Source organism: Oceanicaulis sp. UBA6590, from assembly GCF_002433705.1.
Classification (GTDB): Bacteria; Pseudomonadota; Alphaproteobacteria; order Caulobacterales; family Maricaulaceae; genus Oceanicaulis.
Genome location: NZ_DJIQ01000012.1, coordinates 49,444 through 74,908, shown reverse-complemented (window position 1 = coordinate 74,908; position 25,465 = coordinate 49,444). Strand labels below are relative to the sequence as shown.

28 protein-coding genes are annotated in these 25,465 nt (G+C 63.5%); 16 read left to right on the top strand and 12 right to left on the bottom strand.

Annotation, left to right across the window (positions count from 1 at the left end):
• The 5 genes from hemH to B2Z70_RS02800 all read left to right on the top strand — a co-directional run.
• Positions 1-682, top strand: a 682-nt coding sequence (gene hemH / locus B2Z70_RS02820) for a ferrochelatase (protein WP_292980752.1), incomplete at its 5' end; no start/stop codon positions are given.
• Positions 679-1,134, top strand: a complete 456-nt coding sequence (gene hemJ / locus B2Z70_RS02815; protein ID WP_292980750.1) for a protoporphyrinogen oxidase HemJ — start codon at positions 679-681, stop codon at positions 1,132-1,134. The genes hemH and hemJ, both read left to right, overlap by 4 nt.
• A 227-nt stretch (positions 1,135-1,361) precedes the next feature.
• The gene (gene rho, locus B2Z70_RS02810; RefSeq protein ID WP_083783254.1) at positions 1,362-2,684 is read left to right on the top strand and encodes a transcription termination factor Rho; all 1,323 of its coding nucleotides are present in this window, start codon (positions 1,362-1,364) and stop codon (positions 2,682-2,684) included.
• 123 nt (positions 2,685-2,807) lie between these two features.
• On the top strand, positions 2,808-3,449 hold the full coding sequence (locus tag B2Z70_RS02805) for a glutathione S-transferase family protein (RefSeq protein ID WP_292980747.1): 642 nt from the start codon (positions 2,808-2,810) through the stop codon (positions 3,447-3,449).
• The gene (locus B2Z70_RS02800) at positions 3,449-3,955 is read left to right on the top strand and encodes an RDD family protein (RefSeq protein ID WP_009802405.1); all 507 of its coding nucleotides are present in this window, start codon (positions 3,449-3,451) and stop codon (positions 3,953-3,955) included. Before B2Z70_RS02805 ends, B2Z70_RS02800 begins: the two co-directional genes overlap by 1 nt.
• On the opposite strand, the gene B2Z70_RS02795 is transcribed toward B2Z70_RS02800, so the two are convergent.
• Both B2Z70_RS02795 and B2Z70_RS02790 read right to left on the bottom strand, forming a co-directional pair.
• Positions 3,952-4,902, bottom strand: coding sequence for a glycerophosphodiester phosphodiesterase family protein (locus B2Z70_RS02795; protein ID WP_292980744.1), 951 nt, complete (start codon positions 4,900-4,902; stop codon positions 3,952-3,954). The two genes, B2Z70_RS02800 and B2Z70_RS02795, sit on opposite strands and share 4 nt — an antisense overlap.
• Positions 4,903-4,912: 10 nt before the next feature.
• Positions 4,913-5,593 carry a dienelactone hydrolase family protein gene (locus tag B2Z70_RS02790; protein WP_292980741.1) on the bottom strand — a complete coding sequence of 227 codons (681 nt, stop codon included), beginning with the start codon at positions 5,591-5,593 and terminating at the stop codon, positions 4,913-4,915.
• A 112-nt stretch (positions 5,594-5,705) separates the two neighbouring features.
• Between B2Z70_RS02790 and B2Z70_RS02785 the strand changes: the two genes are divergently transcribed.
• From B2Z70_RS02785 to B2Z70_RS02760, 6 genes are all read left to right on the top strand, one after another.
• Positions 5,706-5,957 (top strand): DUF6489 family protein, encoded by a 252-nt coding sequence (locus B2Z70_RS02785; RefSeq protein ID WP_009802408.1) that lies wholly within the window; start codon positions 5,706-5,708, stop codon positions 5,955-5,957.
• A 9-nt stretch (positions 5,958-5,966) separates the two neighbouring features.
• Complete coding sequence (gene mnmE, locus B2Z70_RS02780) at positions 5,967-7,298, top strand: tRNA uridine-5-carboxymethylaminomethyl(34) synthesis GTPase MnmE (RefSeq protein WP_292980736.1); 1,332 nt, start codon at positions 5,967-5,969, stop codon at positions 7,296-7,298.
• A 110-nt stretch (positions 7,299-7,408) separates the two neighbouring features.
• On the top strand, positions 7,409-9,301 hold the full coding sequence (mnmG, locus tag B2Z70_RS02775) for a tRNA uridine-5-carboxymethylaminomethyl(34) synthesis enzyme MnmG (protein WP_292980733.1): 1,893 nt from the start codon (positions 7,409-7,411) through the stop codon (positions 9,299-9,301).
• Positions 9,298-9,936 carry a 16S rRNA (guanine(527)-N(7))-methyltransferase RsmG gene (locus tag B2Z70_RS02770; protein WP_292980731.1) on the top strand — a complete coding sequence of 213 codons (639 nt, stop codon included), beginning with the start codon at positions 9,298-9,300 and terminating at the stop codon, positions 9,934-9,936. The genes mnmG and B2Z70_RS02770 overlap by 4 nt, the downstream gene beginning before the upstream one ends.
• 10 nt (positions 9,937-9,946) lie before the next feature.
• Complete coding sequence (locus tag B2Z70_RS02765) at positions 9,947-10,765, top strand: ParA family protein (protein ID WP_206740532.1); 819 nt, start codon at positions 9,947-9,949, stop codon at positions 10,763-10,765.
• Entirely contained in the window at positions 10,762-11,700 is a 939-nt protein-coding gene (locus B2Z70_RS02760) for a ParB/RepB/Spo0J family partition protein (RefSeq protein WP_292980727.1), read from the top strand. Before B2Z70_RS02765 ends, B2Z70_RS02760 begins: the two co-directional genes overlap by 4 nt.
• Before the next feature lie 108 nt (positions 11,701-11,808).
• Here the strand turns inward: B2Z70_RS02760 and holA are convergent, their stop codons facing one another.
• From holA to B2Z70_RS02745, 3 genes are read right to left on the bottom strand one after another with little or no spacing between them, the layout of a single operon-like run.
• Positions 11,809-12,855: a DNA polymerase III subunit delta gene (gene holA, locus B2Z70_RS02755; protein WP_292980724.1), complete on the bottom strand. Its 1,047-nt coding sequence runs from the start codon at positions 12,853-12,855 to the stop codon at positions 11,809-11,811.
• The gene (lptE, locus tag B2Z70_RS02750) at positions 12,852-13,355 is read right to left on the bottom strand and encodes an LPS assembly lipoprotein LptE (protein WP_292980721.1); all 504 of its coding nucleotides are present in this window, start codon (positions 13,353-13,355) and stop codon (positions 12,852-12,854) included. Before lptE ends, holA begins: the two co-directional genes overlap by 4 nt.
• Positions 13,356-13,364: 9 nt before the next feature.
• On the bottom strand, positions 13,365-13,844 hold the full coding sequence (locus B2Z70_RS02745; RefSeq protein ID WP_292980718.1) for a DUF3576 domain-containing protein: 480 nt from the start codon (positions 13,842-13,844) through the stop codon (positions 13,365-13,367).
• A gap of 302 nt (positions 13,845-14,146) precedes the next feature.
• Between B2Z70_RS02745 and B2Z70_RS02740 the strand changes: the two genes are divergently transcribed.
• Positions 14,147-15,280, top strand: coding sequence for a porin (locus B2Z70_RS02740; RefSeq protein ID WP_292980715.1), 1,134 nt, complete (start codon positions 14,147-14,149; stop codon positions 15,278-15,280).
• 98 nt (positions 15,281-15,378) lie between these two features.
• Positions 15,379-15,942: an NtrZ family periplasmic regulatory protein gene (locus B2Z70_RS02735; RefSeq protein ID WP_292980712.1), complete on the top strand. Its 564-nt coding sequence runs from the start codon at positions 15,379-15,381 to the stop codon at positions 15,940-15,942.
• A 4-nt stretch (positions 15,943-15,946) separates the two neighbouring features.
• Here B2Z70_RS02735 and B2Z70_RS02730 read toward each other — a convergent pair whose 3' ends face one another.
• The gene (locus tag B2Z70_RS02730; protein ID WP_292980709.1) at positions 15,947-16,558 is read right to left on the bottom strand and encodes a thiamine phosphate synthase; all 612 of its coding nucleotides are present in this window, start codon (positions 16,556-16,558) and stop codon (positions 15,947-15,949) included.
• Here B2Z70_RS02730 and B2Z70_RS02725 point away from each other — a divergent pair.
• Positions 16,557-17,252 (top strand): YggS family pyridoxal phosphate-dependent enzyme, encoded by a 696-nt coding sequence (locus B2Z70_RS02725; protein WP_292980706.1) that lies wholly within the window; start codon positions 16,557-16,559, stop codon positions 17,250-17,252. The two genes, B2Z70_RS02730 and B2Z70_RS02725, sit on opposite strands and share 2 nt — an antisense overlap.
• Here B2Z70_RS02725 and B2Z70_RS02720 read toward each other — a convergent pair.
• A complete protein-coding gene (locus B2Z70_RS02720; protein ID WP_292980703.1) occupies positions 17,249-17,758 on the bottom strand; it encodes a L,D-transpeptidase family protein in 510 nt (169 codons plus the stop codon). The two genes, B2Z70_RS02725 and B2Z70_RS02720, sit on opposite strands and share 4 nt — an antisense overlap.
• Before the next feature lie 325 nt (positions 17,759-18,083).
• Here B2Z70_RS02720 and B2Z70_RS02715 point away from each other — a divergent pair, with 325 nt between their 5' ends.
• Both B2Z70_RS02715 and B2Z70_RS02710 read left to right on the top strand, forming a co-directional pair.
• Entirely contained in the window at positions 18,084-18,770 is a 687-nt protein-coding gene (locus B2Z70_RS02715; RefSeq protein ID WP_292980700.1) for a response regulator transcription factor, read from the top strand.
• A 192-nt stretch (positions 18,771-18,962) separates the two neighbouring features.
• The gene (locus B2Z70_RS02710; RefSeq protein ID WP_292980697.1) at positions 18,963-19,577 is read left to right on the top strand and encodes a helix-turn-helix domain-containing protein; all 615 of its coding nucleotides are present in this window, start codon (positions 18,963-18,965) and stop codon (positions 19,575-19,577) included.
• Here B2Z70_RS02710 and B2Z70_RS02705 read toward each other — a convergent pair.
• The 5 genes from B2Z70_RS02705 to B2Z70_RS02685 all read right to left on the bottom strand — a co-directional run bounded on the left by B2Z70_RS02705 (position 19,567) and on the right by B2Z70_RS02685 (position 25,312).
• Positions 19,567-20,007 carry a BLUF domain-containing protein gene (locus B2Z70_RS02705; protein ID WP_292980694.1) on the bottom strand — a complete coding sequence of 147 codons (441 nt, stop codon included), beginning with the start codon at positions 20,005-20,007 and terminating at the stop codon, positions 19,567-19,569. The two genes, B2Z70_RS02710 and B2Z70_RS02705, sit on opposite strands and share 11 nt — an antisense overlap.
• Entirely contained in the window at positions 20,004-21,371 is a 1,368-nt protein-coding gene (locus B2Z70_RS02700; protein WP_292980691.1) for a globin-coupled sensor protein, read from the bottom strand. The genes B2Z70_RS02705 and B2Z70_RS02700 overlap by 4 nt, the downstream gene beginning before the upstream one ends.
• A 121-nt stretch (positions 21,372-21,492) precedes the next feature.
• A complete protein-coding gene (xth, locus tag B2Z70_RS02695; RefSeq protein ID WP_009802423.1) occupies positions 21,493-22,302 on the bottom strand; it encodes an exodeoxyribonuclease III in 810 nt (269 codons plus the stop codon).
• A 32-nt stretch (positions 22,303-22,334) separates the two neighbouring features.
• A complete protein-coding gene (locus B2Z70_RS02690; RefSeq protein ID WP_009802424.1) occupies positions 22,335-22,961 on the bottom strand; it encodes a hypothetical protein in 627 nt (208 codons plus the stop codon).
• Between the two features lie 305 nt (positions 22,962-23,266).
• Positions 23,267-25,312 carry a putative bifunctional diguanylate cyclase/phosphodiesterase gene (locus B2Z70_RS02685; RefSeq protein ID WP_292980684.1) on the bottom strand — a complete coding sequence of 682 codons (2,046 nt, stop codon included), beginning with the start codon at positions 25,310-25,312 and terminating at the stop codon, positions 23,267-23,269.
• Between the last annotated feature and the right edge of the window lie 153 nt (positions 25,313-25,465).

Below are 25,465 nucleotides of genomic sequence, written 5' to 3'. Positions count from 1 at the left end.
GCCGCTCTATCCGCAGTTTTCCACCACCACGACCGGATCGTCCTTCAAGGCCTGGCGAGATGCGGGCGGGCCCGAGGCGCGGGCCATCTGCTGTTATCCCGAGGAAGCGGATTTCATCACGGCGCACGCCCGCCTGATCGAGGCGGAATGGGAGAAGGCGGGCAAGCCCGAGAATACGCGCGTGCTCTATTCGGCCCATGGCCTGCCGGAAACCATCATCAAGAAGGGCGACAGCTATCAATGGCAGGTCGAACAGACGGTGGCGCAGGTGAATGCGCGTCTGCCTGAACACCTGCAAAACCACGAGATCTGCTTCCAGTCGCGCGTCGGCCCGCTCAAATGGATCGGCCCCTCCACCGAAGAGGCGATCGAGCGCGCCTGTCAGGACGACAAGCATATCCTGCTCACCCCGATCGCTTTCGTGTCCGAGCATATCGAGACCCTGGTCGAGCTTGACGAGGAATACGCCGAGCTGGCCGAGGAGCATGGCGCCAGAGGCTATGACCGGGTTCCGGCGCTGGGTGACCAGCCTGACTTCATCGCGGCGCTGGCGCGGGTGACGGTCGATGCGCTAGAGGGGGGGAACGGGCTCAAGCCGCCGCAGGGTCAACCGATCTGCCCGGGCAAGTTCGGCCGCTGCCCCTGTCTTGAAGCGGGTCTGAAACAGGAGAGCGCCGCATGATCGATTTTCTGCTTCCCGGCTCCATCGGTTATCTGGTGGTCAAGAGCCTTCACATCATCGCGGTGATCTTCTGGATGGCGGGCATGCTCTATCTGCCGCGCCTGTTCGTTTATCATCACCAGGCTGTAGCCGGGGGCGAGCTTGAAGGCGCGCTGCTGATCCAGGAACGCAATCTTCTCAAGATCATCGTCAATCCGGCCATGATTGCGGTCTGGCTTCTGGCGATCACCATGATCATCGCCAATCCGGCGCTGTTCGCTCAGGGCTGGTTCCATTTCAAGCTGTTGCTGGTGCTGTTGATGTCCGGCATTCACGGATTTTATGCGGCCAGCGCCAAGAAGTTTGCCAAGGGCGAGCGTCCGCGCACGGAAAAGTTCTGGCGGATCATGAATGAGGGCCCGGCCATCCTGGTGATCCTCATCGTGCTTCTGGCTGTCGTTAAGCCGTTCTGAGCCTCGAAATTCATTGACGTTGAGCGCCGTGCGTGGCAGGGATGAGGGGACTCCTTTGCAAGGATCCCCTCCAACGGCTGCGGGCCGCGCCGACGCCTCGTCTGACAGCGCCCGGGCTAACACCCAATCCCATAGTCGATCCGCGCTGGCCTGGCGCAGTTCGTCGTCTGGTGTTCACCAGGGCCTGAACCGATCAGGTCTTGTGAACCGAGCTGTCTGAGAAACTCATGACTGATACCCCTGAAACCGAGCCGCAGGACGGCAGCGAAACCAAAACCGCTTCGACCCGTCGCATGTCGCTTCAGGAACTGAAGGAAAAGTCGCCCGCAGAGCTGGTGGAGCTGGCTGAAAGCCTCGATATCGAGAACGCCTCCTCCCTGCGCAAGCAGGGCATGATGTTCGCCATCCTCAAGGCGCTGGCCGATGAGGGCGCGGAGATTTCCGGCGGGGGCACGCTGGAAGTGCTGCAGGACGGTTTCGGCTTCCTGCGCGCGCCGGAATCCAACTATCTGCCGGGCCCGGACGACATCTATGTCTCCCCCAGCCAGATCCGTCGCTTCGGTCTGCGCACCGGCGACACCGTGGAAGGCGAGATCCGGGCGCCGCGGGACAATGAGCGTTATTTCGCGCTCCTGAAGGTGTCCTCGATCAATTTCGAGGAGCCCGAGAAATCCCGCCACAAGGTCCATTTTGACAACCTGACCCCGCTCTATCCCGATGAGCGGTTCAACATGGAAATCCAGGACCCGACCAAGAAAGACCGGTCGGGTCGGGTCATCGACATCGTGTCGCCGCTGGGCAAGGGCCAGCGCGCCCTGATCGTGGCGCCGCCCCGGACCGGCAAGACGGTTCTGATGCAGAATGTCGCCCACGCGATCGAGACCAACCATCCCGAATGCTATCTGATGGTGCTGCTGATCGACGAGCGCCCCGAAGAAGTGACCGACATGCAGCGCACGGTGAAGGGCGAGGTCGTGGCCTCCACCTTTGACGAGCCGGCGACGCGTCACGTTCAGGTGGCCGAGATGGTGATCGAGAAGGCCAAGCGCCTCGTCGAGCACAAGCGCGATGTGGTGATCCTTCTGGATTCCATCACGCGTCTGGGCCGCGCCTACAACACCGTGGTGCCGAGCTCCGGCAAGGTGCTGACCGGCGGTGTCGACGCCAACGCCCTGCAACGACCCAAGCGCTTCTTCGGCGCGGCGCGGAATATCGAGGAAGGCGGCAGCCTGACCATCATCTCGACCGCGCTGATCGACACCGGGTCGCGCATGGACGAGGTGATCTTTGAAGAGTTCAAGGGCACCGGCAACTCCGAGATCATTCTCGACCGCAAGGTCGCCGACAAGCGCGTCTTCCCGGCCATCGACATTCTCAAGTCGGGCACCCGGAAGGAAGAGCTTCTGGTGCCCAAGCAGGATCTGCAGAAAACCTATGTGCTGCGCCGGATCCTCAATCCGATGGGCACCCAGGACGCGATCGAATTCCTCTTGTCCAAGCTCAAGGAAACCAAGAACAACGCCGAGTTCTATGACTCCATGAACACCTGATCCTTCAGGCGTTTGAGTGTTTGCGCGGCCGCCCTTCGGGGCGGCCGTTTGCGTTTGGGGCTAGCGTTCCAAGCGTCAGATATGAAAGGATGCTTAAAAGCTAAAGTATCGGGGAGGAAACCCATGTCTGAACCCAATATCACCCTCTATCACGCGCCCATGTCCCGCTCGGTCCGGGTGCGCTGGTGTCTTGAGGAAATGGGTTTGCCGCACACGCTCGAGAATCTCGGTCCGATCACGGCGAACCAGCGCGGCAATATGGGGGGAGAGGCCTTCAAGGCCATCAATCCCATGCAGAAAATCCCCGCCATGACCGATGGCGACCGGGTGATGCTGGAATCGGTCGCCATGGTGGAATACCTCGTCACCAGATACGGCCCGACCGAGCTCGCCGTGACCCCGGACGAACCCGATTATGATCGCTATCTCGAATGGATGCATTTCAGCGAGGGCACCATGTCCATGGCGGTCAATCTGACCCTCGCGCACACCACGCTCCTGCCCGAGGACCAGCGCAATCCGGCGCTCGCCAAATGGGCGCGCGCGGAGCTCGACAAGCAATTCAAGCTGATCGCCGAGCGTGGTCTGGGCGAGGGTCGCGAATATCTGGCCGCGAACCGGTTCACGGCCGCCGATATCGCGCTGGGCTATCTGTTCTACCTGTTGAAGATCGTCAAACAGTTCGACAGCGCGCCGGAGCCGGTGAAAGCCTATTTTGATCGCCTTAAACAGCGCCCCGCCTGGCAACGCGCGAGCGCGGACTGATGGCCCGGCTCCGTCTGTTCTTGCAGCGAGCGTGCGCCTACGGCGTCGATTTCGTTCTTATCGGACTCTACGCACTGGCGCTCTGGGGGGTGGTGCAAGCGCTTGTTCCCGAGCCGCCATCCTCCAAGCTGGCGGGATATGCGATCGCGGTCGTGACCCTGACGGGCCCCGCCATCCTCATTTTCAGCCTTCTGGAAGCGGGTTGGGGCGCAACGCCCGGCAAGGCCCTGATGGGACTTCGCGTGAGGCGGCAGGGTGCGCGGCCGGGGCTGGGCCGCGCACTCGTTCGGAACCTTGGAAAATTCCTGCCCTGGGAAATCGCCCATATCGGGATATGGACCATTCCCGGCCAGCCCTTCGTTGATCCTCCGGGCCTCGTCAATGTCACGCTCTGGACCGTGTCCTATGGTCTTCTGGCGTTACAGATCGGGCTGGTGCTGATCTTCAGGGCCGGTTTTCATGACTGGATGGCCGGTCTGCGTGTTCAGCCAAAGACCCAGGCCTAGCCCTGGGCGGCGGGGCAGGCTTCAAGCAGGGCTCGGGATGCGTCATGGGCGTCGAGCGCCGCCGCAGCCGCAGGAACATCATCGACCGAGATCACCTCGGCGCCGTTCTGATTGAGCAGGGTGTAATCGACCGTGCCGTTCCGCTCGCCGCCGAAATCACCAAAGCTCGTCTCGATCCCAAGATTGGCGAGCACCGCATCCCATTCGGGCTGACCCGTGCCGACGCCCAGCCAGATCGTGGTCAGGCCCAGATCCACGCCGCCCTGTTCAAGGCGCTCGAGATCTTCCGCCGAGCGCGCGCCGGTCGACAGCGCCACATCGGGCAGGATGCCCGACAGGATGATGGCGTCATCAATGGAATAGGTGATGACCACCGCGCGGTCGACAGCATCAGCCGCCACGAGCGCCGCTCCGATCTCGTCAAAGGTCGTATCCTTGAGATCGACCTGGGCGAAGCCGCGGCCATCAAGAAAGGCGAGGGCGTCCGAGAAGGTGGGCACGCCTTCATCGAGCTCATGGCCGTCCACATCCACAAGGCGCAGTTCGGAGATCTGCGCATAGGTCATCTCGTCCACGCGGCCCGTGCCGTTCGTCGTGCGGTCCACGGTGTCGTCATGCATCAGGATGAGCACGCCGTCAGAGGTCTTTGCGACGTCCATCTCCATGAAGAGCGCGCCATCATCGAGCGAGGCCTGCATGGCGCCGATGGAGTTTTCCGCGGCGCCCGCACGATCGCCGGTGCGGTGCGCCTGCAACAAGGTGACGCTCTGCTCGCGCGCGCAATCGAGATAGGCCGGAAGGTCCACACCCGTCAGCCAGAGATCCGCGGCGGCGGTCTGTGCAGGCGGGGCCTGCATGTCCGTCCTTTCGGCGGCCCGGTCGGGAGCGGGCGCTTCCGCAGTACAGGCGGCAAGGGCGAAAAGGCTGACGCCAACAAGGAAACGCATGCGTGTGATCCTATTTCAGGTTCTTATTCAAGAAGTTGAGTGACCGACCATTCGCCAGTTCCGCATCGTCGGCGTCATAATGAGCGCCGCCGGGGCGGGCGAAGGCGTGATCCCGCTCTGGATAATGATGAATCGTGACAAGTCCATGCTTTGACAGCGCATCCATGATCTTTCCCTGCGCCTCGGCGGGCACGAACTCGTCCTTGCCGGCAATATGCAGCATCAGGGGATGAGAAATCCGGCTGGCTTCATCCAGGCGCTCCTGGATATTGACGCCGTAATACCCGACGCAGGCGTCCGCATCCGTGCGACAGGCGGTCAGATAGGCGAGCTGGCCGCCCAGGCAGTATCCCACGGCGCCAACCTTGTCTGCGCCCTCGGCGCGCATCTGGGCGATCGTAGCGGCGACGTCGCGAATGCCGGCGTCCACGTCGAACTTGCCGAACAGCTCGAAGGCCTGGTTCCATTCCTCTTCAGTCTTGTCCGTGATCTGAATGCCGGGCTCGATCCGCCAGAACAGGTCCGGGCAGACGGCGGTGAATCCCTGCGCCGCGTACTCATCGCACAGATCGCGCATGACCTGGTTCACGCCGAAGATCTCCTGCAGGACGATCAACACCGGGCCTTCGCCGGTCTTGTAGGCGGAGAAATCGCCGTCCGGGCCGTGAATGATGATGTCTTGTCCTGCCATGAGAAGTCTCCTTGCGTGTCTGAGCACTCGGCTTTGTCATGCGCTCTGAGGCGGCGTAGACTGAACCTTGAATGCTCCGCGTTCAGCGTGGCGAGACTGAGGCGAGGCCCCCATGAAGGTCAACATCAATATCGAATGCACTCCCGAAGAAGCGCGGACCTTCATGGGTCTGCCGGATGTGACGGGGCTGAACGCCCAGCTGGTCGAAGAGATGGGCAAACGCATGAGCGCCAATATGGACGCGATGGAGCCGGACACCCTGATGCGATCCTGGATGACCATGGGCGGGGAATGGCAGAAGCACGTCATGGGTCTGATGAGCCAGGCTGCCTCCGGCGGGTCATCCAAGTCCGACAAGAGCTGATCTGAAGTCATGAGCGAGACGATCTTTGCACTGGCGAGCGCGCCGGGCCGGTCCGGCGTGGCGGTTATCCGTGTGAGCGGTCCCGAGACGGGGGCGGTTCTGGACGCGGTGGCCGGCTTGCCGCGACCCAAGCCGCGACTTGCCGCCTTGCGCGCCTTCCGGACCGGTGAAGGCGCGGTGATCGACCAGGGTCTGGCGCTGTGGTTCGAGGGACCGGCCAGTTTCACGGGTGAGGATTGCGCCGAGTTTCACGTGCATGGCGGAACCGCCGTGATCGAGGCGATGGCGGAGCGGTTTCTGGAGCAGGGCGTGCGCCCGGCCGAGGCTGGCGAGTTCACCCGCCGCGCCTTCCAGAACGGCAAGATGGATCTCACTGAAGCCGAAGGCCTCGCCGATCTCATTGATGCGGAAACCGAAGGCCAGCGCGAGCAGGCGCTGTCGCAGATGACCGGCGCCTTGCGCAGCCTCTATGAGGACTGGCGCGAGCAATTGATCTCCGTCCTCGCCGCCATCGAAGGCGAGGTGGATTTTCCCGATGAGGAGGATGTGCCCGAGACGCTATCGGAAACGGCGGGGCCGCCGCTCGCAATGCTCAGTGACGCTCTCATTGCCCATCTCGAAGACGGGCGGCGGGGCGAGCGGGTGCGCGAGGGTTTCTCGATTGCCCTCATCGGCGAGCCCAATGCCGGCAAGTCGACGCTTCTGAATGCCCTGGCGCGTCGGGATGCGGCGATTGTCACCGATATTCCGGGCACCACGCGCGATGTGGTGGAAGTGCGGCTCGTGCTCGCGGGCTTCCCTGTAATCGTCGCCGATACCGCGGGTTTGCGGGACGCCGCCGACCAGGTGGAGGCGGAGGGCGTGCGCCGGGCGCTGGACCGGGCGCAGAATGCCGATCTGCGTCTGGGGGTCGTCGATGTTTCACGTGAAACACTTCCGGCCAAACTGCTGGAGACGCTCACGGATGCGGACGCGCTGATCCTGAACAAGATGGATCAGGGCCAAACCCTTCACCTATCGGATGAGCTCGGTATGACCCGCTTCGAGCTGAGCGCGAAGTCCGGGCTGGGTTTGCCAGCGCTGGAAGGCTGGTTGGAAGAGGTTGTGCGAGACCGTCTGAGCCGACGTGAAGCCCCGGCGCTGTCTCGCGCGCGTCACCGTCAGGCGGTGGAGCGCGCGCTCGATCATCTGATGGCGGCGCAGTCGCAATTGGCGCGCGCGCCGGAGCTGGCGGCGAGCGATGTGCATCTGGCGATCAGGGCGCTCGAAAGCCTGACCGGGCGGATCGACGTGGAAGATGTGCTCGACCGGGTGTTCAGCCAGTTCTGCATCGGAAAATAGGCGCCATAATCAGGCCGCGAAATCCGGCTAATCCCTCGACTCCGAATACCGGGCGCCTTATGTAAGCCGCCCCGGCGCGACGCAGCGAACCCGCGCCCGAGAGTTGACCCATGAGACTTGATCAGACCCAAGCCCAGGCCCGGCCCTGGGACGTGATTGTTATCGGCGGCGGCCATGCCGGCTGTGAGGCGGCGAGCGCCTCGGCGCGCCTGGGCGCGCGCACACTGCTGCTGACCCATAAAGCCTCCACGATTGGCGAGATGTCCTGTAACCCCGCCATTGGCGGTCTGGGCAAAGGGCATCTGGTGCGTGAAGTGGATGCGCTGGATGGCGTGATGGGGCGCGTCGCGGACGCATCCGGCATCCAGTTCCGCCTGCTCAATCGCTCCAAGGGCCCGGCGGTGCGCGGCCCGCGCACCCAGTCTGATCGCAAGCTCTATCGTGAAGCCATGCAACAGGCGCTGTCTGAGCAGGCCAATCTCAGCATTGTCGAGGCGGCGGCCGAGGATCTGATCATCGAGAACGGGCGCTGCTGCGGCGTCATTGATGGCGAGGGTCGGGCCTATCGCGCGGGCGCTGTGGTGCTGACCACGGGCACTTTCCTGAAGGGCGTGATCCATCGCGGTCATGAACGCATCCCGGCGGGCCGTCATGGCGAAGCGCCGGCCAATGGCCTGTCTGAAACGCTTTATGGTCTGGGCCTGCGCATGGGCCGTCTGAAGACGGGCACCCCGGCGCGTCTCGACGGCTCGACCATTCATTGGGATCAGCTTGAGATGCAGGCGGCGGACGACATCCCGGTGCCGTTCTCCTTCCTCAATGATGTGATCACAGTCGAACAGATCGCCTGCGGCATCACCCGGACGACGGAAGCGACCCACAAGATCATCGCGGACAATCTGGCTCAGTCGGCGGTTTATGGCGGGGCGATCTCGGGGCGTGGGCCGCGGTATTGCCCCTCGATCGAGGACAAGGTGGTGCGCTTTGCAGACCGCAGCCAGCATCAGGTCTTCCTGGAGCCCGAAGGTCTGGATGACGATACCGTCTATCCCAATGGCATTTCCACCTCGCTGCCCGACGCGGTGCAGGACGCTTTCCTCAAGACCATTCCGGGGCTCGAGGATGTGAAGGTGCGTCGCTATGGCTATGCCATCGAGTATGATTATGTCGATCCGCGCGAACTGAGCGCCGCTCTGGAAGTCAAAGCCATGGCTGGCCTGTTCCTGGCCGGACAGATCAATGGCACGACCGGCTATGAAGAGGCGGCGGCCCAAGGCCTGATGGCGGGCTTCAATGCCGCGCTGAAAGCGTCCGGTTCTGATCCCTTCATCCTCGATCGCTCCGAAGCCTATATCGGGGTGATGATCGACGACCTGATCACCCGCGGCGTCACCGAACCCTATCGCATGTTTACGTCGCGCGCCGAGTATCGTCTCACGCTCCGGGCCGACAATGCGGACCAGCGCCTGACCGACAAAGCGATTGCTCTGGGCGCGGCGAGTGTTTCACGTGAAACATCCTGGCGGCAGCGTCAGGCCGATCTCGCCCGCGCCCGTGAACAGGCGACGACCCTGACCCTGACCCCGGCCGAGGCCAAGCGCCATGGCATCAAGGTCAATGAGGACGGCAAGCGCCGCTCTGTGATGGAGTTGTTGAGCTATCCCGACATCGGCTGGTCCGACATGGTGCGCATCTGGCCGGAGCTCGGCGAGATCAAACCGCGGGTGGCCGAGCAGGTTGAAATTGACGCCGTCTATCATGGCTATCTCGACCGTCAGCAATCGGACATCCTGGCGTTCCGCCGCGATGAGGGCGTGCGCATTCCCGCAGATTTCGATTACGCGCAGGTGGGCGGCCTCTCTAATGAAGTGCGTGAGAAGCTGATCAAGGCGTCTCCCGATACGCTGGGTCAGGCGGCCCGGATCGAGGGCGTGACGCCAGGCGCGCTGACCGCACTTCTGGCCTATCTCAAGCGCCGCCCGGCCGGAGCGCAGACGGCATGAGCGAGGCGGCGTACGGGCCTGAGCAGTTTCAGGCCGAAACCGGTGTTTCACGTGAAACACTGGAGCGGTTCGAGACCTGGCGGCGGCTTCTGGAAGAGACGAGCGCCCACACCAATCTGGTGGGGCGGGGGACGTTGACCGAGTTCTGGCATCGCCATGCGCTCGATAGCTGGCAGGTGTTCGAGTTGATGCCGGAGGCCAGACGCTGGGCGGATCTGGGCGCCGGCGCGGGTTTTCCGGGCCTCGCCATCGCCTTCGCCCTGATGGAGCGTCATGCGGGCGAGGGCCATGTGCTGATGGTGGATTCCGTCGCCAAGAAGATGGCCTTCGTCAATCAGGTCATCCGCGAGACGAAAGCCCCCGCGATTGCGCGTGCCGACCGGGTGGAATCGATCCATCCTGTCCCGGAGGTCGATGTGGTCACCGCACGCGCCATGGCGCCGCTTGGTAAATTACTCGGTTACGTTCATCCATTTGTGGATAAAGGGGCTGTGGCCCTGCTTCCCAAGGGCGCACGCTATAAAGAGGAATTGACCGAGGCGCGGAAAAGCTGGACTTTTGAAGCAGAGGTCTTGCCGAGCCGGACATCGCCCGAGGCCGCTATTCTCAAAATCAGGGGGCTTGCCCGTGTCTGAAGAATCCCGCATCGCGCCGCCCAAGGTCATTGCCGTGGCGAACCAGAAGGGGGGCGTGGGCAAGACCACGACCGCCATCAATCTGGCGACCGCGCTCGCCGCCATCGGTCAACGGGTTGTTGTTCTGGATCTCGATCCCCAGGGCAACGCGTCCACCGGGCTGGGGGTTGCGCGGGCGGATCGCCGGGCGACCTCCTATGACGTTCTGGTGGGTGAGCGCCCGTTGCAGGATGCGCTCATCGATACGGACGTGCCGGGTCTGGCGATCATTCCCTCTGATGTGGATCTGTCCGGCGCCGAGCTCGAATTGTCGGATGCGCCGCGCCGGTCCTATCGCCTGCGCCACGCCATTGATCGTTTCCGCCGGACATTGTCGGGCATGGGCGAGCATTGCGATTACATCCTGATCGATTGCCCGCCTTCGCTGAATCTTCTGACGGTGAACGCCATGACCGCGGCGGATTCCGTGCTGGTGCCGCTGCAGACGGAGTTCTTTGCCCTCGAGGGTCTGACCCAATTGATGCGCACCATCGAGCTGGTGCGGGGCAACCTCAACAAATCCTTGGAAATCCAAGGGGTTGTGCTGACAATGTATGACCGCCGCAACAATCTGTCCTCCCAGGTGGCGGCGGATGTGCGCGAGCATTTCGGCGACAAGGTGTATAACACGGTCATACCGCGCAATGTGCGCGTCTCCGAGGCGCCGAGCTTCGGCAAGCCGGTGCTCCTGTACGATCTCGAATGCGCCGGCGCGCAAGCCTATCTGAAACTGGCCAGTGAAGTGGTCAAACAGGAGCGGCGCGCAGCTGACGCGCTGACCCCCGCATGAGTGCAGACGAACGCAAACCGAGCCGCGGCCTGGGCCGGGGCCTGTCCGCCTTGCTGGGCGAGGGCGAAGAGGCTGAAGCGGTCCGCGCGGACGCCAGCAACGCCCAGCGTGCGTCCGGCAACCGGAATGGGGTCCAGACCCTGCCCATCGAACTGATCGAGCCCAATCCCGATCAGCCGCGAAAGGTGTTCACCGAAAGCGATCTCGCCGAGCTCGCGGACTCCATCGCGACCAAGGGCTTGCTGCAGCCCATCCTGGTCCGTCCGATGCGCGGTGAGACCGAGCGCTACCAGATTGTGGCCGGCGAACGCCGCTGGCGGGCGGCGCAACGCGCCCAGCTGCATGAAGCGCCGTGTCTGGTTCGTGAGCTAACTGATCGCGAAACCTTGGAAATCGCGATCGTCGAGAACGTCCAGCGCGCCGATCTCAACCCGGTTGAAGAGGCTCGCGCCTTCCGCCAGCTGGTGGAGACATTTGGTCATACCCAGGAAGAAGTGGCCAAGGCCGTGGGCAAGTCGCGCGCTCATGTGGCCAACACCCTGCGTCTTCTGGCCATGCCGAAGGCCGTGCTCGCCTATCTTGAAGAGGGCGCCATCACGGCGGGGCACGCCCGCGCCATTGCGACCGCGCCCAATCCCGAAGCGCTGGCCGAACAGATTGTGCGTGAAGGGCTGTCCGTGCGCGCGGCCGAAGCGCTGGCGCGGACTGCGTCGGGCGGTGGAGCCTCTCCCGAGCGCAAGTCGGCCTCCGGTGCGCCTCAGACCAAGGATGCGGACACCCGCGCGTTGGAAGCGGATCTGTCCTCGCGTCTGGGTCTGGCGGTCGAGATCAAGGCGAAGGGCGAGCAGGGCGAGCTGCGCGTGAAGTTCTCCAACCTCGAACAGCTCGACGATGTCTGTCGCCGGCTGAGTCAGATGGGTTCCGGCGCCTTCTAGGCTTCAAAACCCCGCGTGTGAGAGCGTCTGAAGCGTAGATGGATACGCTGTTTCCGATTTCAGGGGCTCTCAGCGCGATATTCTTATAAATAACTGAAAAGAAAAGCTTTATCGACGCGCCTGAGCGGCGGCGCGAGACAGGCGCAGGATCAGGTCGCCGACAATGGCCTCGGCGGGTGCGCCCGAGCGTTTCACCGCGCGTTCGGCGTCAAAGGCGTATTTGCGCGCCTGGTCGAGCCGCCGTCCGGTCCAGAGCTTGGCCGAGCGTTTGAACTGGTCTGCCGGAGGTCCGAAGCGCGGCGCGCCCGCGCGCGCCAGGGCGCCGGCATCACCGCCGCCCGAATGGAAGGTGTCGAACTGATCGATCCGACGCTGAAGCCCGCGCAGCACGCCGACGGGATTGAGGCCGGCTGACAAGCCCCGCGCATAGGCGGCGTCCGCCGCGCGAATGTCGCCGCCCAGGGCCGGGTCGAGGATCTGCTCCATGGCCGCTTCTGAGCCCACCGCTGAGATGTCGGCGATATCCTGACGGGTGATCACATCGTCCTGGCCCTCGCGCTGATCGGCGAGACCCTTATAGAGGATCAGCTTGTCGATCTCGCTGCGCGCCAGGGCGCGATCGCCTTCCAGAAACGGAGCCAGCATGGCGCGCGCCTCGGGCTCGAGAGTCAGGTGCTCCGCCCGGAACATGTCTTCGGCCAGCGTGATGAGATCACGCGCCGTATCCGCATAACAGGGCGCGGCGAGCGTGCGTTTGCCATCCTCGGCCGCCTTGCGCAGCTTGGACGTCTTCTTCAGATCACCCGATTCAATGACCAAGGTTGCTTCAGAGGGCGTAACCCCCTCATCCACTTCCGCAATCAGCTTCGCGACAGGTGCGGAATCCCCGGAAAGCCGCAAGCGCACGAGCCGCGGGTCACGCGTGAGCGACAGGGCGGCGAGGGCGTCGGCCAGGGCGGCCGGATCCGCCTTTATGTCTTCATCGGTGAGACGCGTGACAGAGAAAGGATCGTCGGGATCCTTCACCAGCGCTTTTGACAGCGTGTCGGCGCGCTCGCGCACCATGCCGCCGTCCGGTCCGTAAATGAGATAGACCGTGTAGGAGCCGTCAGGCTGGGCAAGCGCCCGGTCCGCATCCCGGGTCTTGAGTTTCACCGCGCTGAATTCGCTTCGCGCTGACGCAGCGCAACGGCGATCTCCCGCACCAGCCGTTCCGCCATGGCCTCGGAGGCCTGTTCCTCAGCGTTCGAGGCGCCAGATACGAGGGTGTAGGGGTCAGATCCGGCGTCGAAGAGCGATTCCTCGCGCAGCCGACCTTCGGCGATGACGGCGCCGGTCGCATCCGTCAGCGTGTAATCGGTCGTGATGACCAGCGCATACTGACGTGCAATGCCCGTAGCGCTCAGGCCCAGCGAACGTTGCGCCGTCTCATTGGCGAGCGTCAGGCGAAACGGACTGCGGCCATCGCCCAGGAAGTCGCGCAGGGCGTCCTCGATGAGATAATCCACGCGATCCTGTCCGCGACTGATCTCGACACCGGGGAGCTGATTGAAGCCTGCGCCGCCATAGAGCGGCTGGAAGCCGCACGCGGACAGACCCACCAGGGCCGCCGCGAGGACGCCGGTGCGAATCAGGGAAGGGCGCAGGGACAGCATGGACCGTGCCTAGTCCTGGATGGTCTGGATGCGCAGCTGGCGCGCGCGCGTCAGAATGGCGTTCTCGACCTGGATGCGCGTTGCGGGATCAACCTCGGCATCGGCCCAGTCGCCGGCTTCGGTGCGGACCTGCTTGAACAGCTGAACCGACAGGGCGTCCGCGCGCAGGCGCGTATCGAGAATGTAGACGGTCGCTTTGAAGCGCTCGTTCTGGATTTCCGGGTTGGCGTACCAGTCCGTGATGATCACGCCGCCGAACGGGTCCACTTCGGACAGCGGCATGAAGGACAACACTTCCAGGGAGGACCGCCACAGGAAGCTGTTCACGCCGATGCCGGCTTCGGGCGCATCGCTGACCTGGCCGCCGCCGCCGAACACGCCGCCGAGCAGCCCGCGATCCTGGGAATTGTCCCCGCGCGAGGCGCAAGCAGCCAGGCTGAGAATACAGGCGGTGACGGCGAACGGAGTGATCAAACGGCGAAACAACATTTAGGCGGCTCCCGGCCAAGCGGTTCTGCGCCGGGTTCCGGCGCGTCTTTGTCTTATTGCTCTATAGCATGCCGGTGCAGGGACGCCAGTCTTGAGGCTGGCGCTCTGTATGGAACAGCTGTTGTTTTCATGTCACAAATAATCAGTTCTGCGGCCAGACCGGCGCCGTCAGCTTGACGGTTCGGGGCTGATAGTCGGAGAAAACAAGGGCACGTCCGGGGGGACGGGGCCGTTCGGCGAGGCCACGAGTTATGACCTGTTTCCGTAAGACGCTGATATCATGCGTCTTCTCAGGCGGGCTCGTGGCCGCGCCGACAGCAGCCTGGGGCCAGGACGCATCATGGCGTCCCAGTTTTCTCACTCAGACCGAAGTCGAATTCGAAGCCGATCTCGATCTGTTGATCGGCGTTGGGGCGTCACAGGCGCCGCGTGATGTTCCGTACGCAGACATGCGGTTGCAGGGCTCGTCTGAGACGCTGACCGACCAGGGCTGGCGATATGGCGTTGAGGGGCAGGTGCGTCTGACCACGGGCGACGGCCGTCGCGGCCTGGCGCGACCGGGTCTGACAGGTCCGGTACGAAACGGTCTGCCGGTCACCGGGCTTCTGACAGGATTATCGGCGGATCCGGGTCTGGATGCGTCCAGTTCGCGTCTCTTTGTCGATAAAGCGCAGATTTACCTGCAAACCCGCTTGGTGAAACTGCGGGCCGGACCCGGGGAGACCGCTGCGGTTCAGGAAGCGTCCCGACCGCTCCATGCCTTTCGCCTCACGCGCGCCCAGGGCGGGGTGATCGATCCGACTGGCCTCAATCTCGCCGATACCTCGCTCACCCTGGCGGAGGGCGCGGCGGGATTGTCGGTCCAGAGCCAGCGCATTGTCGGGCTCAGACTGTCCGCCTCCTTTGCGCCGGACGCGGATCCGTGCGCCCAGCAGTGTCATCCCGCGGGAGCGCAGGTATTGCGTGCGGATCTGGGTTCAGTCTGGTCTCTCGCGGCGAGTTTTGACCGACGTATTCCGACATCCGGCGTGCGCTGGAGCGCTTCGCTCGGTTACGAGACGGCCCGCGCGGACGACCTGATGGGGCTCTCCTTTGACGATCCCTGGCTGGTCCGCGCCGATCTGGTTCGCGAGGCGGGGGACCTGACGGTCAACCTCTCCGGTCTGACCGGGTCTGACGGCTATTTGGGCGCCGATTACGACAGCCTGGGCCTGAACATCGCCTATGAGCAGGGCGACTGGGTTTACGGGCTGGAGCTGGGGTATGGCCAGAGTGATCTGGTGCAGACCCGGACCCGAAGCGTCCAGCTAGGCGCGTCACGACTGGTCGGCGCGCGCGGCGTACTGGGACTGGCGATCCTGCATGTGGAGGAAAACCGGCCCGGCGCGGATCAGGATGCGCTCCAACTCCTTGTGGAGACAGGGTTGCGTTTTTGACACGCCCACGACCGATTGTGCGGGATCAGCGCTTGGGGCGCCTTACAAGCGTCATAAGGCTGGGCTATATCTGATCGTGAACTTGTCTGGATGGGCTCATGCGTATCAACACGCTTCTTGCGACACTGCTGTGCACCGGCGCGCTCTGCGCCGGCGGTTCGGCGTATGCGCAGGAATCCGCCCAGGACAATGCGTTCGCGCTGACGGGCGGGGCCAGCCTCGCTCCGGTGCTGGAGCCCTTCACCTTGTCCTTGCGCGGCTTTGACGCCCCGGGCGAAACGGCGGAAGCGGCCCGGACCAATGTCAGCACGCCCGCGCGTCCGGTCCTCATCGAAGATCGCGGCTCCGCGTCGGCTCTGCCCTGGTATGAGCGTTTCACGCTGGCGCCGTCCGAAACCCGTTCGGTCTGGGCTCAGCCGTCTGACGAATTCCACCTGCAGGCCGGCGATCGCTGGGGCGTGACCCTGGGTTATGTGGCTCCGGCTCGCGGCGCGCAGGGCGTTGATCTTGAAGACTTCAGCGCGGGCGCATTCTACGAGTTCTCCGAGCATTTCCGCTTTGGCGGTGAAGTCCGCTTCACCTCGCCCGAAGAGCAGGTCTTTGGCGAGGATGGCCAGGACAAGGCTCCGGAAATCCGGTTTGAGTCCGCGTTCCGCTTCTAGGCGGTCACCGGCTCACGGTCAGGGCTCCGACAGCGCCCGCTCCTGAAATTCCCAGATTTTCCAGTCGCCTGATCGTGCGGGACGTCATGCCGCCCAGAGCATAGACCGGCAGCGTGCTGCGCGCGGCATGGGCCGCCAGTCTGAACGGTCCCATGGGCCGTGTCGCGCTGGGGCTGTTCGACGGGAAAACGGTTGAAACAAAAGCGAGATCGGCAAGGCGCCCGGCTCGGCGCAGGGCTTGGGGCGAATGGGCACTGGTTGACACCAGCCCTTGGGTTCGTCGGACATTCGCGCCTGTCAGCAGGCGTTCGGGCCAATGAACGCCATCCGCCCCGGCCTGTCTCGCCAGATCGGGATCTGCAGAGATCAGGCACAGCCCGCCCGCCTGATGTCGCAGCCTCACCACATCATCCGCCTGCTGGCGGATCTCCGGCTTGCCGAAGGTGCGAAGAATGAGGCCGACCCCGGCCGGAAGAGCATGCGCCAGCGCCATCAGATCCGGGGTGCGATCGGGATCGCTGAGGCAGAAGAGGGCCGGCAAAGGGCCGCGCGACCCTTCGAGCCGTGCAGCCCGACTTGCCAGCCGGGCAGTATCGTCATACCCCCTCATTCCCATGACAGACCTTTATCCCACTTCCCCGGACGGCGTCGCCGCCGCGCGCGCCGAGATTTTGAACCGGATCGCCAGAGCGGCCAAGCAGGCCGGGCGGTCCGCTGACGATATTGATCTGGTCGCGGTCTCCAAGGTGCAGCCTGACGATCGGGTGGACGCCATGCTGGCCGCCGGGCAGCGCATTTTTGGCGAGAACCGGGTACAGGAAGCGCAAAAGCGCTGGGCAGGCCGTCGCGAGACCTATCCGGACCTGCAATTGCGTCTGATCGGGCCGCTGCAGTCGAACAAGGCGGACGATGCCTGCGCCCTGTTTGACGTCATCGAGACGCTGGACCGGGAAAAGCTTGCAGGGGCGCTGGTGAAGGCCATGGAGAAGACCGGGCGTCGCCCCGCGCTCTATGTGCAGGTCAATACCGGCGATGAACCCCAGAAGGCGGGGCTGGCGGTCAATGAATGCGTGGAATTCGTGCGCCATTGTCGACGCGATCTTGATCTGCCCGTTGAAGGCCTGATGTGCATTCCGCCGGTGGAGGAGCCCGCCGCGCCGCACTTCGCCCTGCTGGCCAAGCTGGCCGCCCGGGCGGATGTCGCCCGGCTCTCCATGGGAATGAGTTCGGATTTCGAACTGGGCGTGCAGCTGGGCGCGACCTCGGTGCGAGTGGGATCCGCCCTGTTTGGCGAACGGGAGGCGCGCTAGGGCGCGATCTCGATCCAGTCCTGCGACGTCAAGCGTCCGACCAGCTCGATCAGTCGGGACCGCTCGATCGCCACGCACCCCTCGGTGGGTTTGAAGTCCGGCGAGGCGCAGTGCAGGAAGATGGCGGACCCGAGTCCCGGCCGGGGCGGGTCATCATTATGGCCCAGGACCACCACAAGGTCGTACAGACCGTCCTCGCGCGTCATGGTTTCACAAGAGGCCGGATAGGGCAGGCGCACGGGCTGGTTATAGGCCGGGTCGTCGGGCGCATCGCACCAGCCGTCATCGGAGCGGATGGGATCGATCACAAGAGAGGTCTCGGGCCGGTCGAGGCGATCGGCGCGCCAATAGGCGCGCCGGACCCGCCAGCATCCCAGCGGACTCATGCCGTCCCCTTCGGTCTTGTCCTGGGCTGCAATCACGCCGGAGCGACCGATCGCGCACGTCGCCGTGAAGTCGGATCCTTGAAGCTGTTTGCGGCTGGCGCTGGCGACATAAACCGTCATGGCGAGGTCCGGCGGGCTTAGGGGAAACCCCTTACATGTAACATTCGCCGCGAACCGTGCGGGGTCGGCGACGGAGACTTCTGCACCTTGGGAGCAAGGCGTTGAGGGTCTCCGGTCGCCTCCCCCACCACGGCGGGCGGCCTCACGAAAAAATTCGCGAGGCTCACAAAGCCGTCAGGCAAGTTTCACGCCGTTTGGAGTACATCGGTTTTGCAACGAGATTGCGCGTTTGCCATTGCGCAATCGGGTGCGGACAGGCAAGGCTTGCCGGTAGACTTCGACCGGTGGGCACAGTTTGTCAGGCCGCCCGACTGGAGACAGACCCATGACGAACAAGAAGACGATCCTGCTGGTTGATGACGATGATGACCTGCGCGAGGCGCTGGCCGAGCAATTCGGATTTGAGGACGATTTCAACGTCCTGACCGCCAATGCGGCGAAGCCGGGCATGGAGCTCGCCCGGTCCGAGCCCGTGGACATCATCATTTTTGACGTCGGACTGCCGGACATGGACGGACGCGAGGCGTGCCGTCATCTGCGCAAGGACGGCGTGAGCACCCCCATCCTCCTCCTGACGGCCCAGTCCGGCGATGCCGACCATGTTCTGGGGCTGCGCTCGGGCGCTGATGACTTCCTGGCCAAGCCGATCAGCTTTGTGGTGCTGCTCGAGCGGGTGCAATCCCAGCTGCGTCGTCACCAGCAAAGCGAGGATGCGGTGCTCCAGGTCGGGCCCTACCGGTTCAAGCCGTCCATGAAGATCCTGATCGACGCAGAGGATCGCAAGACCCGGCTGACCGAGAAAGAAACCAATATTCTCAAATACCTCTACCGTGCCGGTGGTCAGCCTGTGGCGCGGGAGGAGTTGCTCGATCAGGTCTGGGGCTATCACCGCGAGGCCAATACCCACACGCTGGAAACCCATGTCTATCGCCTGCGTCAGAAGATCGAGACCGATCCCCAGCACGCGCGTCTGCTGATCACCGAGAGCGGCGGCTACCGGCTGCAGATGTAGGCCTTTGCCGCCTGGGATTTCGGAGAGCGCCAGCGCCCTTTCAGGGGTCTGGCGTTTTCTATTTGAGAAAGCATTTCAGTAGTATGCGCTGAATGAGCGGCTTAAAACCCCAAAGGTTATGTGTATATAAAATACCTTGAGGGGGCGGTGGTTTAGATTGCATCACCCTTGGCGATACATGGGGGGTAATCGTTGATACAGACTCAGGAGACGCAGCTGGCTCAGCTGTTGACCGCGTTCAGGCGCCAGACCGGCGCCAAGCAGGCGGCGGTTGCTGACAGTCTGGGGATCAGTCAGGCCTATTATTCCCGGATCGAGTCCGGGTCGAAACAGCCATCCTTGCACTTGCATGCGAAGATCCTTCGCCTGCTTGAGGAAAACCGGTACCGGTCGTGCTTTGAGCAATGGCGTCTCGCGGTCCGGACGGCGCCGACCAGCGTGAGCCTGATCCGCGCTCGCGGCGAGGGAATAGAACTGATCGAGTGTTCACAGGGCTTTCGCTCAAATGGCGGACTCTACGGGATGCTGGAGAGCGGAGAGCGCATAGACGGCATGCTTGGCGCGGATGCCGACAGGCATTTCGCGCGCCTGAGGGATGAAGGCGCGTTTGAAGGCCGCATCCTGTTGGTGGAGACCGTGTGGAAGGCTGAGTTGCCGACAGGCCCGCGGTATTATCAGGCCATGTCCACCACCATCCCGGATGATCTGGGCGGCACGGCGCTGCATAGCCATCATCTGGAGATCGGTCAGAATGACTATGATGACGCCAGGCGGAACAAACTGACCTTCAGGATCCTCAAGCGTTAGGCGTATCGAGACCGGCTTCGGCGATGACGCCATACCGGCGCAAGACCTGACCGCGATGGATGATGTGTTCAACCGTGGCGGTTTCGAAATCCATCTGGAGCGGTTCCGACGGAGGCAGGAAGGCGCGGGCTGCAAATCCGACGGACCAGTCCTGGAAGGTGCGCACCGCGATCCGGCACGAATGTCTCAGGCGGACGTCAAAGTGACGCTTGTCCTGGCGGATGCGCTCGAAGGTTTCATGCACGCTCTCATGCGGTCCTTCAATGATCTGGAAGAAGCGGTTCACCTCGACGCCCAGAATGCCGCTGATCTGGTGGCGCGCATTATGATCGCGTCCGGCCCGCACGATTTCGCCCAGAGGCCCGGTCAGCCAGCCGGCCCGGACGGGAAAGGCCGGATAGGATGTATAGATCAGCTGGGTCAGCATCATGACGTCCCCGTGCGGGGGCTGCGGATCGAGGCGAGGAAGCGATCAACGGAGTGAGACAGGTCAGCAGAGCATGACTGCACCTGTGCAGACGCCTCCGTCATGGCCTCGACAGAGGAGGATGCATCCCGCGTGGATTGCTCCATCTCCGAGGCGGCGGCCGCGACCGCTTCATTGCCCAGGGCGGCGCTGGTGGAGCTGCGGGTAATTTCAGCGGTGGCGCTGGCCTGTTCCTCCACCGCTGCGCTGATGCCCATGGACGCCTCGGCGATCCTGGAGATGGTGTCCCTGATCTGGGCCATGGCGTCCACGACGGCCTGCGTGGCCGACTGGATGGCGTTGATCTCGCCCCCGATCTCATCGGTCGCGCGCGCAGTCTGGTTGGCGAGGGTCTTCACCTCCTGGGCGACGACTGCGAATCCCTTTCCGGCCTCGCCGGCGCGTGCGCTTTCAATCGTGGCGTTCAAGGCCAGCAGATTGGTCTGCTCTGCAATCTGCTGGATCAGCGTGACCACCCCGCCGATTTGCGCGGCGGCGTGGCTGAGGCGTTCGATATCCTGGGCGGCGGAGCTGGCGAGCGTTTCCGCGTCACGCGCGATATCGGTCTGGGCATGGGCGCGCTGGGCGATCTCGCCCGTGGCGGCCTGCATCTGTTCGGAAGCGGCGGCGACCGAGCGAACGCTTTGAGCTGAATTCTCTGCGCCCGAAGCCGCCTTCACGGCGCGTTCGAGCGTAACCTCGACGGTCCTTGTCACCTTGCCGGACGCCGTGCCGATGGTCTCGGAGACCGTCTGCAAGCTTCCCGTCACCTGGCCGACGCTGCGTTCGAACTCGGTCGCGATCGCATCCCGCTCTCGTGAGGCATTGGCCTCGGTCTCTTCCAGGTACAGCGAGACGGCAAGCTCCATGTCCAGGAAGATCGCCTTGACCAGAGCATCGAGTTTACGCGCGAGCAGTCTGGAATTGCGACCGCCAAACCGGGCCAGGCCAGCTTGGTCTGGCAGTGCGACCGCACGGATCAGGGCAGAGGCGAGATGGGCGTATCCGCCGATATAATATCGCGGTTCGAGACCCAGCCGGCTGTGGGCGAGCCCAATCTTGCGCACGCTTTCGAAATAGGCGCTGTCATAACGACCCGAAACGATCGACATCCAGTGCGCCTTCTGACGATCCCGGGCGGCAAGCATATGGTCGTCGTCGCGGAAAAATCGCCGGGTCGCCGGAGTCGCGCCAATGACGTCATAAAACGCGGACAATGCGTCTGGCAGTGCGTGTTCAATCACAGGCGTACATAGCGCCAGCGCGTCGCGCACCTGCGGGTCAAAACCCAGAAAATCCAGACGTTCAATACGATCTTGCGTCTTCATGTTTCTCTCCCCAGTCGGTCAGACTGTTGAGAGATTCAGGGCGTCCGTAACGGTAATTCATATGCATATTAGGCATATGATATAACCGACGGAGCCAATTTTATAAAATTATAACAGGCAATTAGCCCAGGCGCAGGGTGACCGGGGCATGGTCTGACGGCTTTTCCCAGTCCCGAGCGTTATCCCAGATCCTGAAGCTGTCGCGGCCGTCCTTGAGGGCGGCGTCCTTCAGGGCCGGGCTGACCCAGATATGATCGAGACGCCGGCCCCGATTGGAAGCGCGCCAGTCCTTGCTGCGATAGCTCCACCAGGTGAAGAGCTTCTCCGGTTCGTCGATCAGTTCACGGGCCACGTCGATATACTCGCCGGCCTCAAGCCAGGCGTTCAGCGCCTCCACCTCGACCGGGGTATGGGAGACTACTTTGAGAAGCTGCTTGTGGGACCACACATCGTGTTCGCGCGGGGCGATGTTGAAATCGCCCACCAGCACGAGCGGCGCGTTTTCCTTGGCGCGATCCGCCGCATAACCCTTCAGGCGCTCGAGGAATTCAAGCTTGTGCGCGAAGCGCGGATTGATCTCCGGGTCCGGCTCGTCGCCGCCCGCGGGAATGTAATAGTTCTGAAGCTCCACGCCGTTGACCCGGACCCGCTGGAAACGCGCCTCCCCACGCGGGCAGAGCTTGTCCTGATCGAGCGGCTCGATGGGCGTGCGCGAGGCGATGGCGACGCCATGCAGGCCCTTCTGACCGACGATATGCAGATGGGGGAAGCCCATCTCCTCGAATTCCTTGCGGGGGAACTGGTCGGGCAGACACTTGATCTCCTGCAGGGCGATCACGTCAGGCTGGGCCTCCTTCACGAAACTCGCCACATGAGGCGCGCGCAGACGGACAGAATTGATGTTCCAGGTGGCGAGCGTGAACGGGGTCATGGGCAATCCTGAGTGAAGAACGGTCAGCGAGATCAGAGAATGTTGTAGGTGGCGCCGGCGACGCCGACCGGCCAGCGGCCGCGCACATAGAGCCGCCAGCGGGCGAGGAAGGGGTGGGGCGGCTCGTCATCCTCGGCTTCCGCCAGCAGCACCAGAACCGCGCCATGGGCGGCCTGGACCAGCCCGCCGGCGGCGGCGTTGATCACCGCTTCATCATACATGTCGTCCATCGAGGCGCTGGCCTCGGCGGCCTGTTTGGCGAGTTCGCCGATCTTGGAGGCGACCAGCGTCAGGGCCGCTTGCAGCGCCTGTTCGTCCAGCCGCTCAAGCGCGCGTTCGACCAGAGCGGCGCGCTGCATCTCCTCGGCCTCCCAGGCCCAGGGATCGCGATCAAGCGTTTCGGCGGCGGCGATGGCGTCGGACCAGTCGCCCATTTCCGCCGGTTCCGCCTCGGGAATGCCCAGACCATCGAGATAGGCGCGCGCCAGTGCGATCTCGCGCGAATCCAGCGGTTCGCCCAGGCGCGAGAAGAAGGCCGGATCGCCCACCGATTCGGCAAAGGCGCGGGCCTTGTACAGAAGCGGGATTTCTTCAAGCAGGCGCGCGATCTCGTCTTCGGCGCCGGCTGAGTCAGACGGGGAGGGATCAAAATCGGTCATGACCCCTGTTTAACCCGGCTGAAGCGGGAGCGACAGGGAGCGGTGTAGCGCGATCGTGGAATAAAGAACGCCCGGCGACCTGGGGTGAAGTCGCCGGGCGTTTTGCCTCGCGCTCATCAGGGACGGAGCGCCGTCATGACGCTGGGGGGAACGTCATGACATCCTGAAGCGTCGGGGGGACGGCGCGCTATCAGGAGCAGCCCTCAGCTGCAGGTGTAAGAATGCCACAAAATCCAAGAAAAGCGAATTAAAAAGTTGAAAGGCCTTGTGCGTGATATTTGTGCATCACGCAACTGTGATCCGGGTTATCCCGCAACACTCTGCTCGCCGCCCGGGGCCGCAAAGGCTTCCAGCTCCGCGAACGGCATGGGACGACCGAACAGATAACCTTGGGCCAGGGTCGCGCCCAGGGCGCGCAGCGCGCGATACTGGTCGTTGGTTTCCACGCCTTCGGCCACGGTTTTCAGCTTGAGTGATTTGGCCATCGCCAGAATGGTCTCAACCACGATGCGCGCATGCTCGTCCTGGCTCATGTCGCGGACAAAGCTCTGGTCGATCTTGAAGACATCGAACGGCATGCGCGTCAGATAGGACAGCGAGGAGTGGCCGGTGCCGAAATCGTCAATGGCGAAGGTGACCCCGAGACGACGCAGCGGTTCGATCTGCTCGATCACGCGTTCAGGCTCGCGCATGGCGGTGGATTCCGTCAGCTCCAGCTCGAGAAGCTCTGGCGGCAGGCCGGAATCCTGCAAGGCTTCGAGCACGGTCTGGGAGAAGCCTTCGCTTTCGAACTGCATGGCCGAGACATTGACCGCGACCGGAATATTCATGCCGCGCTCGTGCAGGATCTGCGCTTCGTGACAGGCGCGACGCAGCACCCAGTCGCCGATTTCCCCGATCAGACCGCATTCCTCGGCCGCCTGGATGAAGGCGCCCGGCGACAGAAGGCCCGCCGTCGGGTGACGCCAGCGCACCAGCGCCTCGGCGCCGGCGATGGAGCCGTCCACCATGGAGACCTTGGGCTGGTAGAACACCACCAGCTGGTCGTCGCGCACCGCTTCGCGCAGCTCGTTCTCGAGCACCAGACGCTCGAAGGCGCTCTGGTTCATGGAGCTTTCGAAGAATTCGCAGGCATTGCCGCCGGCGCGCTTGACCGAGGCCATGGCGAGATCCGCGTGGCGCAGCAGGGTTTCCGGATCAGAACCGTCGCGCGGGAAGCAGGCGATGCCGGCAGAGATGCCGAGGAAGACCTGGTGCCCGGAAATCTCGAACGGGCGGCGTACGGAATCCACGATGCGGCGCGCCAGGCGTGCGGCGTCCGCGCTGTCGCGCAGGCGCGGCAGCAATACGGTGAATTCATCCCCGCCCAGACGGGCGACCATGGACGGTTCCTTGGTCAGCTCGCCCTGGGACAAATCCCAGCCGCGCACGGCTTCGCGCAGGCGGCGGCCCACCGCTTCAAGCAGGCGGTCGCCTTCGCCAATGCCTAGGGAGTCGTTGACGCGTTTGAAACGGTCGAGATCGAGGAACAGGATAGCGCCCTGTTCACCGGATTCAGTGGCTTCCCGGGCGACGCGCTCGACTTCCTTGCGGAAGCGTTCGCGGTTGGGCAGCTCGGTGATCATGTCCACATAGGCAAGGCGGTGGACGCGTTTCACAGAGGCGTCGAGCCGCGCGAACATGCGGTTGAAGGCGTTCGCCAGCACTTCCAGTTCATCGCCGGTATTCACCTCGATGCGCAGGTCCAGCTTGCGCGAGGAGGCGAGACGGGCGGCTTCGGTCAGGCGGCGCACCGGACCCAGCGCCTTGCGGACGATCAGCGCGACCACCGGCAGGAAGATGATCAGGGCGACCGCGGCGATGATGACCTGGCGCGTGATGATGTCGATGGCCGGCGTGACGACGGCGGACATGGGCACGGTGGCGACGACAGCGCCGATCAGGCGGCCATTGTAGAAAACCGGTTCGGCCACGCGGATCTCGTCGCCCACCATCTCGACCCGGGTATCCACCGCGCCGACGGCGGACTGGACCAGATGATCGGCGGCGCGATCGCCGATTTCATAGGGCACGTCGCCATAGGAGGCGATGACGCGGCGATTGACGTTGGCCACATAGACCGAGCTGACATCGTCGCGCTCGCCAAAATCCGTCAGAAGGCGATTGGTCAGACCTTCCATGTCGCTGACGGCAATGGCGTTGGCGGCTGTGGTGGTGAACAGTTCGGTGATCAGTTCGGCGTGGACCAGGCCGGCGGCCTTGTTGTCCTGAGCCTTGAGCTGGTATTCGACGGCCATGAGCGCAGTCGTGGCGACGACGAGGATCACCCCGCAAAGCAGAGTGAATTTCATCACCAGAGATCGCATCACTCTGGAAATTGCATGTCGGATCGGCGCCATCAGGACCCCAGCTGCAGGCGAAAGGCGTGCGGAATGCACACGAGACACCGTGAGCCTGAACTGATGTGCTAAAAATCAGGTTAAGGACGGACTGAAAAACAAAAA